This window comes from Helicobacter ailurogastricus (genome assembly GCF_001282945.1).
Lineage (GTDB): Bacteria > Campylobacterota > Campylobacteria > Campylobacterales > Helicobacteraceae > Helicobacter > Helicobacter ailurogastricus.
Genome location: NZ_CDMG01000009.1, coordinates 1 through 16,154, shown reverse-complemented (window position 1 = coordinate 16,154; position 16,154 = coordinate 1). Strand labels below are relative to the sequence as shown.

Genomic DNA, 16,154 nt, shown 5'->3' with positions numbered 1-16,154 from the left:
TGCGTATTTTACTCCATGTTACTCTCCGCGAACCCCCTCCCACACGAAGCCCGCGCCCCCCCTAAAAAGGTTAAAAGGCTACGCCTTTAAAAAGGTTAAAAACCTGCGCGCGAGAAAAACTTAAAAATGGCGAAATTTGCAAAAAATGGTGTCTGGAGCTTACAAAAAATGTGAAAAATTGGACATGTGTGGCATGAATCGGTAAGCCAAGCTGACGCTTGGCATCTACATCACTCTTGGGGGCAAGCCCCCAAACCCCCAAGAGAGAGTTTTGAAGTTAGGATTAGATTTTTGGTCTTGAAGTATCTACGATTATGGGGTAATCATGCCTTTGAAAAACAAAGATGAAACAAATACTTTATGGTCCTCATTAATGGTATTTTAATGGTTTTTAAGATATTCCTTGATTCTTAAATGGAGAATTAAGTAAACTTCAAAATTCGACACCTAGAGTCTAGTGTGAATGAAAGGAAGCAGTTGTATCTTGATGTGGCTGAAAAGGCCCTTGATGAAGGGGATTGTTGTAGAGCCGTTGAACATTATAAGAAAGCAGGCGACATGGGGTATGCCATGGCTTATTTTAAATTGGGTTCTATGTACCGTTATGGACAGCATGTTCCACAGAATTGTTTAAAGGCCGTGGAGTACTACAAAAAAGCGAGTAGCATGGGATGTGGTGCAGCTTACTACGAACTAGGTTCTATGTACGCTGATGGTGAATGTGTCCCTCAAGACTATTTTGGAGCCGTTAGGTATTACCATAAGGCTGCTGAAATGGGAATTGCCGAAGCTTATTACAAGTTAGGTTTCATGTACCATAACGGTCGAGGTGTAACCAAAGACTATTCAAAAGCTCGTCAATACTACAAAAAAGCTGCTGATATAGGACATATTGGGGCTTATAACAATCTGGGCTCTACATATCATAATGGTCAGAACATTTCGAGTGATCACAAAGAAGCTCTTAAGTATTATCGAGAAGCTGCAAACATGGGAGATGATGCAGCTTATAACAACATAGGTTACATGTATGAACATGGCGAGGGTATTTCACAAATCTACAAAAAAGTTTTTAAGTACTGTCGCTACAAAAAAGCTTTTAAATACTATCGAGAAGCTGCGAATAGAGGGAACGCTACAGCTTATCATAACTTGGGCCGTATGTACCGAGAGGGTCTTTATGTCAAAAATGACATTCAAAAAGCCATGGAGTGCTATCAAAAGGCTGGTGATATGGGGGAAGCCAGTGGTTATTATGAGTTAGGCCTTATGTACGAAGATGGGCAGGATGTTTCTAAGGACCATTATAAGGCTGCTCAGTATTATCAAGAGGCTGCTGATATGAAAGGAAATGTTAGTGCTAGTGCTAGCAGCTGCTACAGGTTAAGTGTCTTATATGGGGATAGTGAAAGCATCTTAAAAAATCCAGCTAGAGCTTTGGAGTACCTTCAAAAAGCTGTGAGCATGGGAGATTCTTGGTCTTGTTATTGCTTAGGTCTCATGTATGAAACCGGCGTTGCCGAAGGTGTTCAGAAAAATTACTCTAGAGCTAAGCAATATATCCAAATGGCCTATGAAATGGGAGACGAAGATATCAAGCACCGTGCTCAAAATGCCCTCGATCGATTAAAAAATTCTGTAGAGCAAGCTGATAGATCTTAGTTAACAGTAGTTTTAGATTTTGAGAGGCATTACAAAAAAGTGTTTTCCCTATGGGGCTTTTTTTAAAGTTTTTAGAGTCTTAGAGTTTAATTTTGTTTATTTCTGCAAATTTTATGATGTTGTTGAAAAATTTTTTATGTTTGAGAATACATTCTTTAAATTTTGGTTCCTGAATTATGTTTTTAAAAAAAGTTATGTTCTCTCCAGCAAGTTCGTCATCTGAAAGTTCTTTATTTGCATATTTGCAATATGTGTCCAATGTTGCGAGAAGATACATTTGTGCTTGTATGTATTTCTCTTCAGCATGTTTGTATTCTGCTTCAGCATTTTTGTAGTTCATGTGAATTTTTAGAAAAAATTTTTCAAGTTGAAAGGTTGTGCTTTGTTTAAAGCTTTTTCCGGCAGATTTGAGAGTGCAAATTGTAACAACGAGGGTAGCAGAGCTGACAACAAGAGTAATGAAATTGATAGCGATGCTGATCTGATTAGTAAGATCACTAGACAACGTTTGTTTTATCGTTCAGGATTTTAATTTTGATTCGAGCTTGAGCTTGTATCCGTTTTACTTGTATTTGTTTTATCTGACTTGTTTGGTTGATTTTGTTGGAATGATTTTAAGGTAGAGTAAACATCGTCACTTAGTGCTTCAAGGCTTTCGTTGCTTGTTGTGACATTAGATTTTTTTAAATCCTCAAGTAATTGATTAATGGTATCTTGTTCGTTTGTGTCTCGCTCGTTCATAGCCTGCTCCTATTGAAAATTTTGGTGCATTTTAGACAAAAAATCTTTGTTTCACTTAATCTTTATTATATCAACCCAATGTCAAACTAAAGATAACCGCCCTATTGAAACGATCCCATCCTACAACCCAAAATCTCATCTCAAAAGCTACGCGTGCCTCCAACCCAATGTAGATCGTAGCGATCCACTCTACTAGGCACGCCATACGATACCATTGCACGAAGCCTCTTAGTCGTGCTACTCCCCTTTGGGTTTTCCACCTTTGGGCTTTTTGTTCTGTTGTTGTGTAACCTCCATCTCTTTGTTCTCTTTCTCCCCTACTGCCTGCATTTGTGCCTTAGTGCGTCTAACCCGTTTGGGTTTCTCAAAAAGCAATGCGATCTGTGCCTTGATGTCTAGCAACTCATTGACCAAACCCATAGCTCCCATTTTGATCAACTGACTTCGAATTTCATCCAATCGTTGTATTTTTTGCAAGAGCTCTCCTGAGCTATGAATTTTCTCTAATTTTGTTTTATTATCCATTTAATAACATTTTATTTAGATTTTAAAAAGCACTTGATTATAGTTTTTTTATTTATTAAAAATCAATATAATAAAGTGCATAAATAAAATTTAATAAAATTTAACTATGTGTTTAATTGTATGCTTAATATAAAATATTAATTAAATTAATAAGATTTTAATATTTTTTAAGTTTCGAGCTCTAAAAAATCATGAACCCCGCAAAATAGGGCTTTCTTATTCACTTGATACTATACGGACAACTTCCATTTTTTAGTCTGTGTTTTGTGGGCTATAAAGCCCGATGTTTAGGGAGCTATAAAAGGTTTAAGGATTTCGTTAAAGTCGATAGGTTACCTTTGTGGTTGCAGTCTGACAAATTGCGAACCAAAAGCCAAAGGAAACCTAGTGAAAATTAGCTTACCGAATGAAAATTTAAACGATACTTTAGAGCGTTTTGAGATCAAGAAAAAGTTAGCTTTAGAACTCAATTTGCCCGATTTTTATAATGCGATGGAAAATTTCAAAAAGGCGATGCGCTCTTCCGAATGTGGTCATTTTTTGACTTTTGACAAGTATCGCAATAAAATCAGTGATGAGCTTGCCCGTGTCCTAGCGTGGGCTAGCTTTTGCGATATAAAGTGGTGTCCTATGTGTGCATGGCGAAAAGCTAGAAAACTTATTGCCGAGCTTTTGAGCATTCTGAGCCAAATAGAGCGCGATTATCGCGTGGGGTATACTTTCTCACCCTGACCACTAAGAACGCGCCCCTGAGCGATTTACGCGCCCTTTCTGCTCACATGTCCGCATCGTGGAAACGCTTGATACAGACCAAGCAATGGGGCAAATCAGTTTTGGGCTACATCCGTGCTATCGAGTATCTAGGCGATGAGACTCCCATAGGCGAGTGTCATTTGCACTACCACAGCGTGCTAATTGTGCCATTGAGCTACTTCAAAGGCGGTAACTACATCACTCAAGCCCAATGGGTAGAGATGTGGGCTAAAGCTCTTAGAAGCGATTATAAGCCCATTGTTCACATCAGGGGTATCAGACCTAAGTCAAGCGCAAAGTTACAGCCTACGAGCCTCACAGAGCCTAAAAACGCTATATCTGCTAAGATAGCCAAGCTTGATACCGACCAATTTGCGACCCTTGATAGCCAAGCCAAAGGGCTAAGGCAATTCAACCGAGGCGGACTACTTAAGGACAAACGCTACCCAGCTCAAGAGCTTGAGTTATTAGACCCTGAGCTTTGGGATTTTTTAGAGCGAGAATTTTACAGATGGAGTGGGCAAGACTACGAGCTTTACGAGTCAAATTTAACAAAAAAGGACAACCATGCGAACGATTAATATCAATGTCAGCGATGAATTCTATCAAGCTTTTTCTCTAAAGCCCCCACGGCGCATGAGTAGCAAATTCACAGCGAGCTTGCGATGCGTCCCCGTTAGGGGGTGTAATTTGCCAAACTACACCCCCTACTTCGTAGACCACTCCGCAAGCTCCGTTGGGTGAGTTTGCCCTACGGGGTTAAAATCAACACCAAAGGAGTAACCGATGACCCAAAAAGAACGAAAGAGCTTTTCTTACTCAAAATCGAAGTTATCAAAGGCGTTTCACGCTTGAAAGAGAGCGCGGGAGTGTTGCCTGAAAGTGAACGCACAGAGCAAGCTTAAGAGCTTTTGAAAATGCAAGAACGCATTGAAGGGTTGGAGCGTGAAACTAAGAGCTAATCACTGAAAAAAATCCTCCACTTCACCTAGCCACTCGCTGACACAGAGTCAAACGCAAAACCGAGTAGCGACTCCAAACACACCAGAGATCCAATCATAACCCTTGCCACTCCTAAACCAGCCAGCGTTGAGAACCGAGAATCGTTAGGGAGTGGCAAGGCCACCACGAGCGTTAAGCGAAGTGGTGTTAAAAACTTGGATAACCGATGCGCATTTTCTTTGATGTGTTACGGAGCGACCAACAGAAAATTTTCTTTAGCCCCTATGGCGCATGAGTAGCAAACTTCCAAACGAGCTCGCGAGTGATTTGCGCCAGCAAATGGAAAGTTCGCAAACTATCCACCTTTAGTAAGGTTCGCTTACAAGTTCGCTGGTGTGTTTGTTAGTTTTGCTATCTTTAGTATTGTTTGTTTAAGTTAAAATATAAAAACAAAAACTAGTAAAGATTTAAAGAGTGAAGCTAGAACCCGAGCAGCTTATGTAAATTGTGTTAAAATACCAGTTTCGTAGCATTGAGTATGTCCCAAACGAGGTCTCGCCTTAGTCTTGACTATTCAAGGAGGTTGTTTTGTCCTACCGCTACACTTTAGAAGACTTAAAAAACGATATGTGCTTAGGTATTTCAGGCAATGTGTCTGGGTATTTATTCCAAAGAATCCAAAAAGACACCTACCGTGGCTTGCACCTATCACAACACAATCGCTACACTAAAGAAACGATCATTACCATTCTAAAAGCCTTAAAAGAAACCCTAGAAAACAACAAAATCAAGCACCTAAGAATTAGAACCACAGACTTATCCAAAAGACCCCTTAACACTCCCCAAGAAACTCTGTATGCACAGATGACTAATCAATTATCCTATATTCTAGGCAGAATCACTCAAGACAGTTTGCGTAAAAATTTCTTCGTGGATATGGATAGAATGGGCCTGATTCATAGGTTCAATAAAAAATTAAAGCTGAACCCAGTTGGAGCACGTCATAGAACTTATTATGTCAATCTTAGCCCACTTGGGGAAGAATTTTTACAAACCGCCTTGCAAGAACGGCCCGATCCTTTTACTTTAAACAGGTTTTGGACAAATGCGCTCACGAATTTACATGGAGGTTTTGAAAACACGCTGTATGATCTAATGCTTGAGCTTAGACACCACAATATCCAAAGCATTAGTTTAGAAGAGTTCGCCTTTTTTGCCTCAGACACTGAGAATAGCCGAACGAGTATTGTGGCTTTGATTAAAGGGTTTAGGGCTTTGTCTAAATTCCAAAGGGAGCAGATTGTGGCGTGTATGAAAAAATACGCTAACCCTAAAGAGAATGGCATTTATAAGGGGTGTGCTAAGATAGCTCTTAGGGATTATCATAATTGGCTCAACGAAGCCCAGCAAATGTTTATGTTGCTTAAAGAAAGTGTGCTGTTTGGCGTGGGCGATGTGCGGGAAGGGGAGTTGAGTTTGAGAGTGGGGGATATGGGGCTTATTAAGAACAAGGCTAAACTCAAGCGATCGCAAGCCGAAAAAGGAGAATATTTCAAACAACACAAGATTGACAGGCAAGCCATGCGCAAGAGTGGGTTTGAGTTGCACCACATTGTGCCTTTAGCCTTAGCTAGGGATCAAAACGAGTTTTCTATCTTGGATCGTTGGCAGAATATGATCTTGATCGATGGCTACAAGCATGCCCAAATCTCCCAAAATGGGAGCAGAAACATACAAGCCAAGTTTAAAAAGCTTGACATAGATTTTGAGGACTTTCAAATCCCGCCCCATGTGGTTTCTTGCGTGTTTGACACGAATATCAAATACAACCCCGACTTGAAGGATTTAATGCAGACCACAAACGCTAGCCTACTGCACGCTCTTTAAGCGCATGCTCTTTAACCTCGTGGTGGTTAATGTCTGTCCCCAAGTAGAGCCTGTCTAGGTTTTGGCACACTTGCAAGCCAAGACCACTCCCGGCAAAGAGATCGAGCACGACACCTTTGGGGAGACTGCTGGCTTTTACCATGCGCTCTATCAAGCCGTAGGGTTTGATCGTGGGGTGTTTTGGCTTGACAAGCCGTCCTTTGACTTTCTCTTGGTGTCTTTGCGAGCTGATATGCCACACATCGGTGCAGAGCTTGCCTTTTGGGTTAGGATACCAGCGTTTGCCATTTTTGAGAATACCCTTTTTTGTGGCTGCTTGTATCCTTGCCGTGCTGTCATAGGGGGTTCTAATGGCATCGTAGTTGAAGGTGTATTGCTCGCTTAGGGTGTAAAACAAAATGCTTTCACTGGCATTGTTAAATTTTTTTCTTGCATTGGCAAAGCCATCCTTCTTGTGCCATGTGATCCAATTTCTAAAATGGGCTTTGCCTTGCAAATAGGCGAGAAACAAAGCACAATGGTAAGCAGTGTTGAAAATATAAAAGCTCGCTGTAGGTTTGAGCTTCGGCAAGAGAGCATCGATCCATGCATAGCTAAATTCCAAAAACTTTTGTTCGCTTTGAAAGCAATCCCACTCAGCCACCTTGAGATTATAGGGTGGGTCTATGATGGCTAGATCTACGCTAGACTCGGGCAACAGCCTTAAAAATTCAAAGACATCTAGATGATGAATTTTGTTGTAACTTAGCATTGATGACCTTCTCATAGTATGGATAAATCTCATAGCCTACATACTGTCTGTGTAATTCTTTGGCTACCTTGAGTGTTGTCCCACTGCCGGCAAAGGGGTCAAGCACTATATCTTGGACGAAAGAAAACATTTTAACCAATCTATAAGCCAATAGCTCGGGCATAATAGCTGCGTGCTCTCCAAAGGCGAGATCACTCTTGTTGGGGATAGGGATATCCCAAATTTGCTTGGTAAATTCTATCCACTCTTGCTGGGTGAGTTTACTGGCAACTTTGCGCTTTTGGCTAACTTTTTTGGGCTTACCATCTTTGACAAAGACGATGATAAACTCGCTGGTGTTTTGGGCGTAAAAGTTGGTGGGGTAGGGGTAAGAGCCAAACATGAGCCTCTTGGTGGTGTTGGTGCGATTCCAAATGTAGATATCAAGTAAATAGAGTCTTGTATGCTCAAGAATACTATGTTCTATGTCGCTTTTGAGATCGAATATGTGGCGATTATGGTGTGTGTTGTAGACACTCTTTAGCATGGGTAGTAGTGGCACATTGATGCAAAGCTTGCCATTGGGTTCTAACACCCTTTCGCACTCCTGCCACACTTGTAACAACTCTTGAAGGTAGGTTTCATAGTGGTTGATATTGCCAAGATCGTTTGTGCAGCTTGTTGAATGTTTGCTGTTCTGTGTTCCATTCTTGCTATAATCCTTGATGTTAAAGTAGGGTGGTGAGGTGATGATGAGCGCGACACTTTGGTCAGGCACTTCGCTCATGTTTTGTGCACTTTTAAAAAAAACTTGATTAGACATGTGCTGAGATTCCTGGGTTGTTGGTTTGGTGTTTGGGTGTGATTGTATCAGCAATCACATAAGCACATACTTTTTAAGCTATTTAGGGATCGGGTGAGCTTGCAAGCTATTGTGGCAGTGACTTGGTCTTTCAATAGGTTTCTATGTTCGTTTTTTTAAATTTTTCTTAGTTTTTGGAGTCACTTTTGACATTTTTGCCTTGTTTTGCTGTGTGTGTGCCTTTTGTGCCTTGCTTAGACTTTCTACCCTTTGTCTTTTTAGGTTCTTGGGGCTTAGACACCTTTAAGCTTTCTTGTCCTTCTTGCGTGTTGCGTGCTTTGTGGAGCTCGTTCTTGGCTAGCTATTGTTGATGGCTTGCACTGCTTGGCTGTGCTTTGTAAGGGTGTCGGCTAGCTTTTCTTTAATGTCTCGCTCTCGTCTGTTAAACTCTCTGTAATGGATTTTACCCCACTCCACATACTCATAGGTTATGGGGTCTTTGACCCTTTACCAAAAAGCTTTTTCACATTTTAAAAACTTTGAATTTGCCTGCTTTTAACTCTTCGCCAAACACCACACAAACGCTCGCCTGTTGGATCATCTCCTCTTGGCATTGTTTATGGATTTCCGTAATCTTTTCACCACTGGCTTGGATATGCGCCACTACACCAGCTGTAACGGGGGCTACATACTTTCTAATAAGGCCTATAGCTTCCCTTTCAAAAGCCTTGATGTGTGCTTGACTCTTTGTTTCTGCTTTGGCTGACTTTAACTCTGTTTAAGGGCTTGGGTTTCTTGTTCTAGGCTAGTGTTGGTGTTTTCAAGACTGGTAATATAGTTGGGGGCATACTTAAGCCAAATATCTAAAATGCGCTCATCTAATTGCGCTTGGGTGAGTTTCTCATATCTAAAGCACTCAATTCTCTAAAAGCTTCTTTAGGGCAGCCCTTGCCCATGAGTTCTTGCCTTTCTGCCAAACGCCTAGCCCTGATCTGTGTTTTTGTGAGATACACGGGCTTGAGCTTTAGATTCTCTTGCTGGAGCTCTTGGTTTGTGATTTTGAGTGTAGCAAGCTCGGGTTTCATCTTATCAAGCTCTTGAGTGTGTTTAGCAATCCGTTCTTTTAAACCATTGATATTTTTCATCTTTTTGGGTGTTCTCGTTCTTAATGGCATCTATCTCTGTCCTCATCTTTTAAGGCTCTTAAGCTCTTGTAGTCTTCTTGTGTGAAAAGCTTTAAATCACCAAGCCCTTGATTAATGGCAATCATTTGCTTTCTCACATTCTCTAGCAAGGGCTTGGCTTCCTTAAGTGTGAGTTTCTTGTTCTGTTTGTTTTGTGGGGCAAAGATAGTAACAAGGTCTATGAGTGTGGTTTCTAGCTCTGTGTTGTTGTTTTTGAGTTCTTGGTTCTCTTGGGTTATGGTTTGCTTCTCTTGGGCTAAAGTGGTGTTGTCTTGTTGCAATGTGGTGTTGGCTTGCTCTAGTTCAGTCTTTTCTTTTTTGAGTGTGTTTAACTCTGCTTGGGTGTTCTTGACACTAGCTTGTAAGTCTTGGATTTGTTCTCGGTAGGTTGAAACTTCTTTAGTAAGTGAGTTGTTGCTATTTTGTAGTGTTGCATTGTTGTTCTCTAATTCAATTCGCTTGGCTTTTTCTTGCTCCATGAGCTGGGCGTAAGCTCTAGGCTCAATACGTTTAGCTCCACTGATGCGTTTTTTTACACCCCTTTGCATGTTTAAGATGTCAGCCACTTCTTTTTGCATTTGTCCTAACACCGTATTTGTAATCAACGCTTTTCTAAACAAGCTCTTGCCCGTTTTCTCATCAAGGGTAACAAACTCCATATGGGCGTGATGGTTGATGTGTGTGTTGCCAAACTCATCGATATGCCCTTCATCTCTGTGGATGGCAATTTGGTAGCACTGAAAGCCGTACTTATTTTTAAAATGCTCGGCTAGTCTTTCTAGCTCTTGCATGGCGCTCGTGTCTTTGAGATTCACGACAACACTCCACAAATAACGGCTAGCCTTTGCTTTAAAAGGTTGGTTAAAATACCCTTGTAATTGATCTTGGCTTGCTCTACTAGGCTATCTCTTAAAGCCCTAGCTTCTTTGGCATCTCTATTACATTCTATCCCTAATCCTCCACTTTTTAGCACATAACTAGGTTTAACTGAGCGGTCGTTGTGTTTTCTTGGATGCTCAACTTCGTGGGTTTGAAGTTGATGGATGCAATGTCCCCCATTAATGAGGCTTGTTTGTGAAGTGTGCTTGTGTATTCTCTTGCCCTTTGGCCTGATTTTGCGTGGAATTTGCTTTAACTTCTTGGGTTTCTTGGGTTGGTTTGACTTCTTGCTTGGTATTGGTGGGGGTTGCATCAGTTTTCTTAGACTCTTGCTCTTGGTTATCTTTCCCCTGTGTGTAGATGAGATTATTTAAAGCCTCATTGACTTTTTGCTTTTCCTCTGTCTTTTTTACTCCGTGTGCCTTCTTAGCTTTTGTTTCTTGGTATTTATCCCTGACCCTGATAATCTCATTGTGTAGTCGGCTCTCTAAATCCTCTAAAAACCGCCTAGAAAATTTGCTATAATCTTTTTCATCTTTTTTGCCATGTAAAAATCCTTTGTAGTGTTATTTCAAAGAATTCTAGCATATTAAAATATGGATAATGATATTTTTAACTGCATTTCATAGCCCCCTGCAAGGGCAAATTACCCAAAATGAGCTTGCGAATGTCCTACCGATAGGTAGCGTTGGATAATTTGTATTCAACTCCTAAAGGGACGCTCACAAGTTCGCTTTGAGTAATTTGCCACTCAAACGTCTTGGGGGCTAAATAGCTTAAAGTTATTTAAGGTGTAGAAGGCTCTAGGATTGTTTTAGTGGTGTAAGGGTGTTGGGTTTGGTTTGGTCTGGGGTTGTGGGGGATTTTAAAAGTGTGGATTTGTGTTTAAAAGTTTTTAGGTTGTGTGTGATGGATTGCTATGCACTAAAAGCTTAGTCTTTATACTTCTTAAACCAGCTCTTAAAGTGCTTGACATTATCAAAGATGAAAGGGTTTAAAATTTTGTGTGGTTTGTCTATGTCTTGGACATCTACGCTAAGCTTGCCATTCTCTATAAAGTAAATGTCTTTAATCTTAAGGACAGCTGGCACGCCATTGTTGCTCATGTAAATGTTTCTGCCTATGTATTCTGTTAGATCATTGTTGGGGTTTAGAGCTTGGAGTTGGCTGGGTTGTTGTGGTTGGTTTGGTCTTGTTAAACCTTGAAAAGTTTTAAAGCCGTTTTTGTCTGTTTGTAATTCTATTTTGACTTCTTTAGATTGCGGTGCTTGTTTGGTTTGTTGTGGCTGTTGCTGTGCTTGTAAATCCATAATTTGATAACCTCCCTTTGCCATAGCTGTTAAAAAAGTTTCTTTGTTAGCTAATACAGCACTTTTGGCTTGAAACTCTTTGCCCTCTTTGTAATATTTCACTAAAATTTCATAGCCATCTTTAGCAGGCTGTATGCCATCAACCACAAGAACAACGCTAGGGTCTTGGGGTTTGTAAAAGGCCATCTCTAAGACTTCTAGCATTTCGTTGTCTAGCTTGGTTTGTTTTGCTTGCTCCATAGATTGTTTGATGAGCTTAACGGCTTTCTTGCTTCTAATTTCCCATGCAATGGTTCTTATATCCCTCTTAGCCCGTTCTCTGTCTTTGCTAGTCTTGGTGATGGGCTCAAAGTAGAATTGGATATGTGTGATGCGATTGCCCATGCCCTTTGTTTTTATTTTTTCATAGCAAAGGTTCTCAAAGTGGGGGAGCTTTTGGAGTTCTTGGACGGCGGGTTTGAGGATTTGCATTTCGAGTTCGCCTATTGTGTAACTACTAGAAATCCCCATCAGCTCCCTAAACTCCCCCCACTCCATCTTAGGATGCACACCTGTACTTTTCCACTGCTTAAGTAGCCTATAAAGAGTCTTGGCGTATTTACCGCTAATGTTTTGAAACTCAAAGAGCTCAAAGGAAGTGAAGTTACCATGGAGATAATTAAGTAAATAGCCAAAGTATGGCATATTCACTTGGATTTCTATGCTTTTAACTTGGGTCTTTTTGGTGTCGTGGTAGTTGATCCGAAATCTTTTAAAGAGCATAATGTTCTCTCTAGCGCGCTCATAGAGAATCCAAAAGTTTGCCGCCCTAATGTTTTTCCAAAATTTTTCAACAATCTTAGAGAGGTTTTCAAAGCTGACTTTGGTTTTAACTCCTATCATCGCTCTAATATCCTCTGCTTCAAATACTAGGAGCTCGTCCTCTTTGTCTTTAAGCTTGTTGAAGATAGCAAAGAGCAAATTCGCTTCTAATGCGCTTAACCTACCTAGAGATACAGAATTAACATCGTTGTGGAAGGTTACATATTTTTCACAGATAGTGCTGGGGATTGTGGGGGTATTTTGCGCAGTAACTTGGGTTTCTGTTTCTACAAGGTCTTGTGCACTTGTTGGTTGTAGTGTTGCCTCTGTTGTTAGTAGCGTGTCTAGTTGTTGTTCTTGTGTGTTTGCAATGTTGGTGGTTTGATTTCGTATTTGACCTAGGGATTGTGGGATTGTGAGTTGTGTGGTCAGCTCCACTAGCCTTTTAACGCAATCAGCTTGCTTTTGCTCCAAAACTTTCTTAGTTACATCATCTGTTTCTGTGTCAATAAGTACTTGTAAGGCTTTGATCTGTCGACTTATGGTTTGTTGCTGAACCCATATATCCATGGTCGCACTTTCGTTTTTACGATGTTCAATTGAACTGAATCTTACCTAATTAAAAGTTAGATTTATATTAAATACTCCATGTTAGTGCGTATTNACAGAGCCACTCAAAAGCCCACAGCCTACGCAGGACACCACACCTAAGAAGCCTTTGGGGATGTGAATTTGACAAATTGCGCTAACCGCGCCGACCCAGCCCACATTCTAAAGCCCGAGCCGTTATGGCGCGGTTAGCCCCGCGAAGCGCAAGCGTAGCGGTAGCCCCCATGAACGCCCCCCAAAAGACCCCCAAACCCACGCCTTGAAACCAACCGCCCCCTTTTTTCAACCCACGCCCTAAAGCCCACGAACCCCCCACAGCGCGCAAGCGCATACTTAACTTGGTATAGTAAGAAACAAAGGGCAGAAAAAATCGACATCCCCAAAAGCCGTCCTACAACCAGTAAGCCATGCGGCGTTTGAGCTACCCCGAAGGGGGTATAAAATTTGGTATAAAATCTTTGGAGTTAGTTACAAAGTCTTGGGAAAGTTGAAAATCTTAAGGGAGTTTAAGCGTTTTAGTAGCTAAGAAGTGGTAGCCTCTAGTTTGATGACACAAGAAACTACCAACAACTTAGCCTACAAAACCCCTCCTAAGAAAGACCTTAAAAGTAATAACTTTTCTAAGAAAAACCTTAAAAGCAATGAAATTTCACTAACTCCCACCCAACATAAGATAACTTTAATCGCCCAAACCCACTTTTCGGGCATTGCTAGCACGCACTTTAACATCCACAAGCAATTAACAGACACCGACATCGTGGATGAGAACGGGCAAATCATAGGGCAAAAGCCCCCAAACCCCTACCAACTCCACACCATTAATGCCATTGAGCCCAAGACCTTTTACTCCCGTGCTTTGGGTTTCAACACTTGCGGTAAGGACATCATCACCACTTGGCACAATGGCATAGAAATCCCCCACGCCTTCACCTGCAAGAACAGAGCTTGTTTCCACTGCAACAGCGTTAAAGCCAAAAAACGCACCCTCACCTTCATTCAAGGCATTAGCGACCTCGTTTTAAACGGCTCTATCTCCATGCAAAACCTCCGCTTGATGATGATAACCTTGAGCCCCAAGAATGGCGATTTAGAACAGCTCAACAATATGGTAAGGGCGTTGCGCGAGCATGTCAAGCACATGATGAAAGTTAAACGCAATGGCTTTAAAGACCGCTTCGCTCCCAATGGCGTGTTTGGCTACATCATGGGGGCGGAGTTTGTGGGCGATAGCTTTAACACTCAGTTAGCCGTAGGCAAGTGCCATCCCCATGTGCATATCCTTCTAGTCGTGGATTGGGACTACTACACCAAGCCCATACCTCCTAAGCCCTCTAAAGCCAAACGCCCACCCAAAAAGCCCAAACCCCCTAAATCCCGCTATCTAACCTCCTTTGAGCTCAGTGAGATGTTTGCCAAAGAGCTAGAACGGGGTATGGTAGTGGGTGATCACAATGACAAGGAATACAATAAGCAGTTGTGGCTAGATAAGGCGGAAAGGACTAAGACCGAGCGCGCCCTCACTAAAGTGCAACTAGAGGGCAACAATGTGGATATGCGGATTGTCTTTGACGGGCGCAAGTTTGCCAACAAATACGCCAAACGCTCCAAAGAACGGGCTGAAAAGAACCTCCATTCTGCTTTGCATGAGATACTCAAAGGCTTTAAATTAGAAGCTTCCCAAGAGGAAACAGACGCAGAGGACGCTAGCCCCGAGCAAATGGCTAAAGACTTCACCCGCGCGCTAGAAAAGGAGGCCAAAGATGCCGTAGGCTACCCAGATAGCGGAGCAGATAGCCCCGAGCAACAAAGATTAGTCGCCATGCTAGATTACAAGAACCAATGCCAATACGAGAAGGACGGCACACCCTTTAAGCCCATTGCAATGATCTATGCGGAGCAACAAAAAGGGCTAAGAAGTTTCAGCTCTGGTGGCTCACTTGCCAAGTGTAAGCTAAGACCCCTTGAGACCATCAACACCCCGCCCGAGCGCGCCCAAATCTACCATAATTGCGGGGTTAAGGCACAGGGCATTAAACTAAGAGGCAAAGCCGACCGCCATAAGAGGTTAGACGCTTACTTGATAGAACACGGGGCGTTAGAATGCGAGGCTAGCGGCATCATCACCGACTTTAAACACCAAGAGTTAGGCATTTACGAAAAAGCGCACGGCGTGGAGTTAGGGGACGCGTGGAAAGACCTTGTAGATGAGGGGATTAAGGAGAACGGGAACATAGGGGGAATGCCTTTGTTAGACAAGGTGCTTGCCAAGCTCAGAGAGGCTTTTAGTAAAGATAAAGAACAAGACAACAAGAGCTCTAACCCCCGCTTTAACCCCTACAAATCCTCACTTTGGCAAGCACTAGAGGAGAAAGAGGGGGGAACGCCCTACAATTACAAGCTGTGGCTCATCGCCAAAATGTGTTATGCCTATGCCCTTGATACCTACACTACAGGGGATGAAAGCATTTTCTTGCATGATGAAGTGGTAGATCACGCCATTAAGAAAGCCCTAAAGATCAGTGATGATGATGAGGAGGACACGCCAGTTCAGGGTAATGGTAGGCCATTAGGGGAGCTATTAGAGGAAGCGTTAGCCAAACAGCCCGATGACCTTGAAAGACAAGAAGGGCTAATAGCCACTCCCCCCAAAGACGAGCAACCCCCACAAGAGGAGCTACCCCCCACAGACGAGCAACAGGCAAACGAGCTCATAGCCCTTTCTTTCTCAAATGATGAATGTGTCCCCACAGACTACGACCCCAACATCTTTGGCGACACGCAAGACACTTTTATCCCCGATGACTACCAACCGCCCAAAGAAGTGCAAGAGGAGCAGACACAAGAGCTAATAGCCAATGATGACCCACAAGAAACCTTTATCCCAGATGACTGGCAAACCCCCGATGACGCATTTAGTGAGTTTGCCTTTGCCATGTGTGAAGCACAGACCGATGAAACAAACCTTCACTCCACTTAGAAGCCCCGCAGGGCAAACTATCAAACGAGCTTGCGAAGTGTCCCTTTTAAGGGTGATAGTTTGCAAATTATCAACCCTAAAGGGTGCGCTCACAAGTTCGCTTGATAATTTGCTACTCAAACGCCGTAGGGGCTTAAAGACTTGGTAGGGAAAACGCCAAGCTCAAGCAACAGATAGCAAGCGAGCAAGAGAATTACAAGCTCATGGAGGGGCATAAAGACGCGCTAATTGAGATGAGGGACAAGGAGATTGACAAGCTCACCAACGAGAGAGATGACCTAAAAGACAAGCTAAAAGAGCTACAAGGACAGACCAAGGATGACACCCCAACCCCTACCAAAAGCAAGCCCAC

Annotated in this window: 14 protein-coding genes; 5 read left to right on the top strand and 9 right to left on the bottom strand. The window is 42.3% G+C overall.

Translation table 11 applies throughout. From position 1 onward, the window contains the following. The first annotated feature begins 477 nt into the window (after positions 1-477). The gene (locus HAL07_RS05355) at positions 478-1,662 is read left to right on the top strand and encodes a tetratricopeptide repeat protein (protein WP_053945387.1); all 1,185 of its coding nucleotides are present in this window, start codon (positions 478-480) and stop codon (positions 1,660-1,662) included. A 79-nt stretch (positions 1,663-1,741) separates the two neighbouring features. Here the strand turns inward: HAL07_RS05355 and HAL07_RS08030 are convergent, their stop codons facing one another. From HAL07_RS08030 to HAL07_RS05340, 3 genes are all read right to left on the bottom strand, one after another. Continuing rightward, positions 1,742-2,002 carry a hypothetical protein gene (locus HAL07_RS08030; RefSeq protein ID WP_158652602.1) on the bottom strand — a complete coding sequence of 87 codons (261 nt, stop codon included), beginning with the start codon at positions 2,000-2,002 and terminating at the stop codon, positions 1,742-1,744. 188 nt (positions 2,003-2,190) lie between these two features. Then, entirely contained in the window at positions 2,191-2,403 is a 213-nt protein-coding gene (locus tag HAL07_RS05345; RefSeq protein ID WP_053945385.1) for a hypothetical protein, read from the bottom strand. 237 nt (positions 2,404-2,640) lie between these two features. Continuing rightward, positions 2,641-2,928 carry a hypothetical protein gene (locus HAL07_RS05340; RefSeq protein WP_104741665.1) on the bottom strand — a complete coding sequence of 96 codons (288 nt, stop codon included), beginning with the start codon at positions 2,926-2,928 and terminating at the stop codon, positions 2,641-2,643. Positions 2,929-3,315: 387 nt separating this feature from the next. Here HAL07_RS05340 and HAL07_RS08300 point away from each other — a divergent pair, with 387 nt between their 5' ends. The 3 genes from HAL07_RS08300 to HAL07_RS05325 all read left to right on the top strand — a co-directional run bounded on the left by HAL07_RS08300 (position 3,316) and on the right by HAL07_RS05325 (position 6,510). Next, positions 3,316-3,660: a protein rep gene (locus tag HAL07_RS08300; protein ID WP_053945383.1), complete on the top strand. Its 345-nt coding sequence runs from the start codon at positions 3,316-3,318 to the stop codon at positions 3,658-3,660. Next, positions 3,657-4,262: a protein rep gene (locus HAL07_RS05330; protein WP_082355882.1), complete on the top strand. Its 606-nt coding sequence runs from the start codon at positions 3,657-3,659 to the stop codon at positions 4,260-4,262. The genes HAL07_RS08300 and HAL07_RS05330 overlap by 4 nt, the downstream gene beginning before the upstream one ends. A gap of 949 nt (positions 4,263-5,211) precedes the next feature. Next, positions 5,212-6,510: a hypothetical protein gene (locus HAL07_RS05325; protein WP_053945381.1), complete on the top strand. Its 1,299-nt coding sequence runs from the start codon at positions 5,212-5,214 to the stop codon at positions 6,508-6,510. On the opposite strand, the gene HAL07_RS05320 is transcribed toward HAL07_RS05325, so the two are convergent. The 6 genes from HAL07_RS05320 to HAL07_RS05295 form a co-directional block, all read right to left on the bottom strand. Next, positions 6,488-7,261 carry a DNA-methyltransferase gene (locus tag HAL07_RS05320; RefSeq protein WP_053945380.1) on the bottom strand — a complete coding sequence of 258 codons (774 nt, stop codon included), beginning with the start codon at positions 7,259-7,261 and terminating at the stop codon, positions 6,488-6,490. The genes HAL07_RS05325 and HAL07_RS05320 overlap by 23 nt on opposite strands. After that, complete coding sequence (locus HAL07_RS05315) at positions 7,221-8,063, bottom strand: DNA-methyltransferase (RefSeq protein WP_053945379.1); 843 nt, start codon at positions 8,061-8,063, stop codon at positions 7,221-7,223. Before HAL07_RS05315 ends, HAL07_RS05320 begins: the two co-directional genes overlap by 41 nt. Positions 8,064-8,565: 502 nt before the next feature. Beyond that, complete coding sequence (locus HAL07_RS07950; RefSeq protein WP_156295952.1) at positions 8,566-8,706, bottom strand: hypothetical protein; 141 nt, start codon at positions 8,704-8,706, stop codon at positions 8,566-8,568. Positions 8,707-8,920: 214 nt separating this feature from the next. Further along, positions 8,921-9,187 carry a hypothetical protein gene (locus tag HAL07_RS05310; protein WP_053945378.1) on the bottom strand — a complete coding sequence of 89 codons (267 nt, stop codon included), beginning with the start codon at positions 9,185-9,187 and terminating at the stop codon, positions 8,921-8,923. Between the two features lie 20 nt (positions 9,188-9,207). After that, the gene (locus HAL07_RS08075; RefSeq protein WP_199767533.1) at positions 9,208-10,056 is read right to left on the bottom strand and encodes a hypothetical protein; all 849 of its coding nucleotides are present in this window, start codon (positions 10,054-10,056) and stop codon (positions 9,208-9,210) included. Between the two features lie 981 nt (positions 10,057-11,037). Further along, entirely contained in the window at positions 11,038-12,786 is a 1,749-nt protein-coding gene (locus HAL07_RS05295; RefSeq protein ID WP_082355879.1) for a replication initiation protein, read from the bottom strand. Positions 12,787-13,372: 586 nt separating this feature from the next. Here HAL07_RS05295 and HAL07_RS05285 point away from each other — a divergent pair. Beyond that, entirely contained in the window at positions 13,373-15,802 is a 2,430-nt protein-coding gene (locus HAL07_RS05285) for a protein rep (protein ID WP_156242811.1), read from the top strand. Positions 15,803-16,154 lie beyond the last annotated feature (352 nt).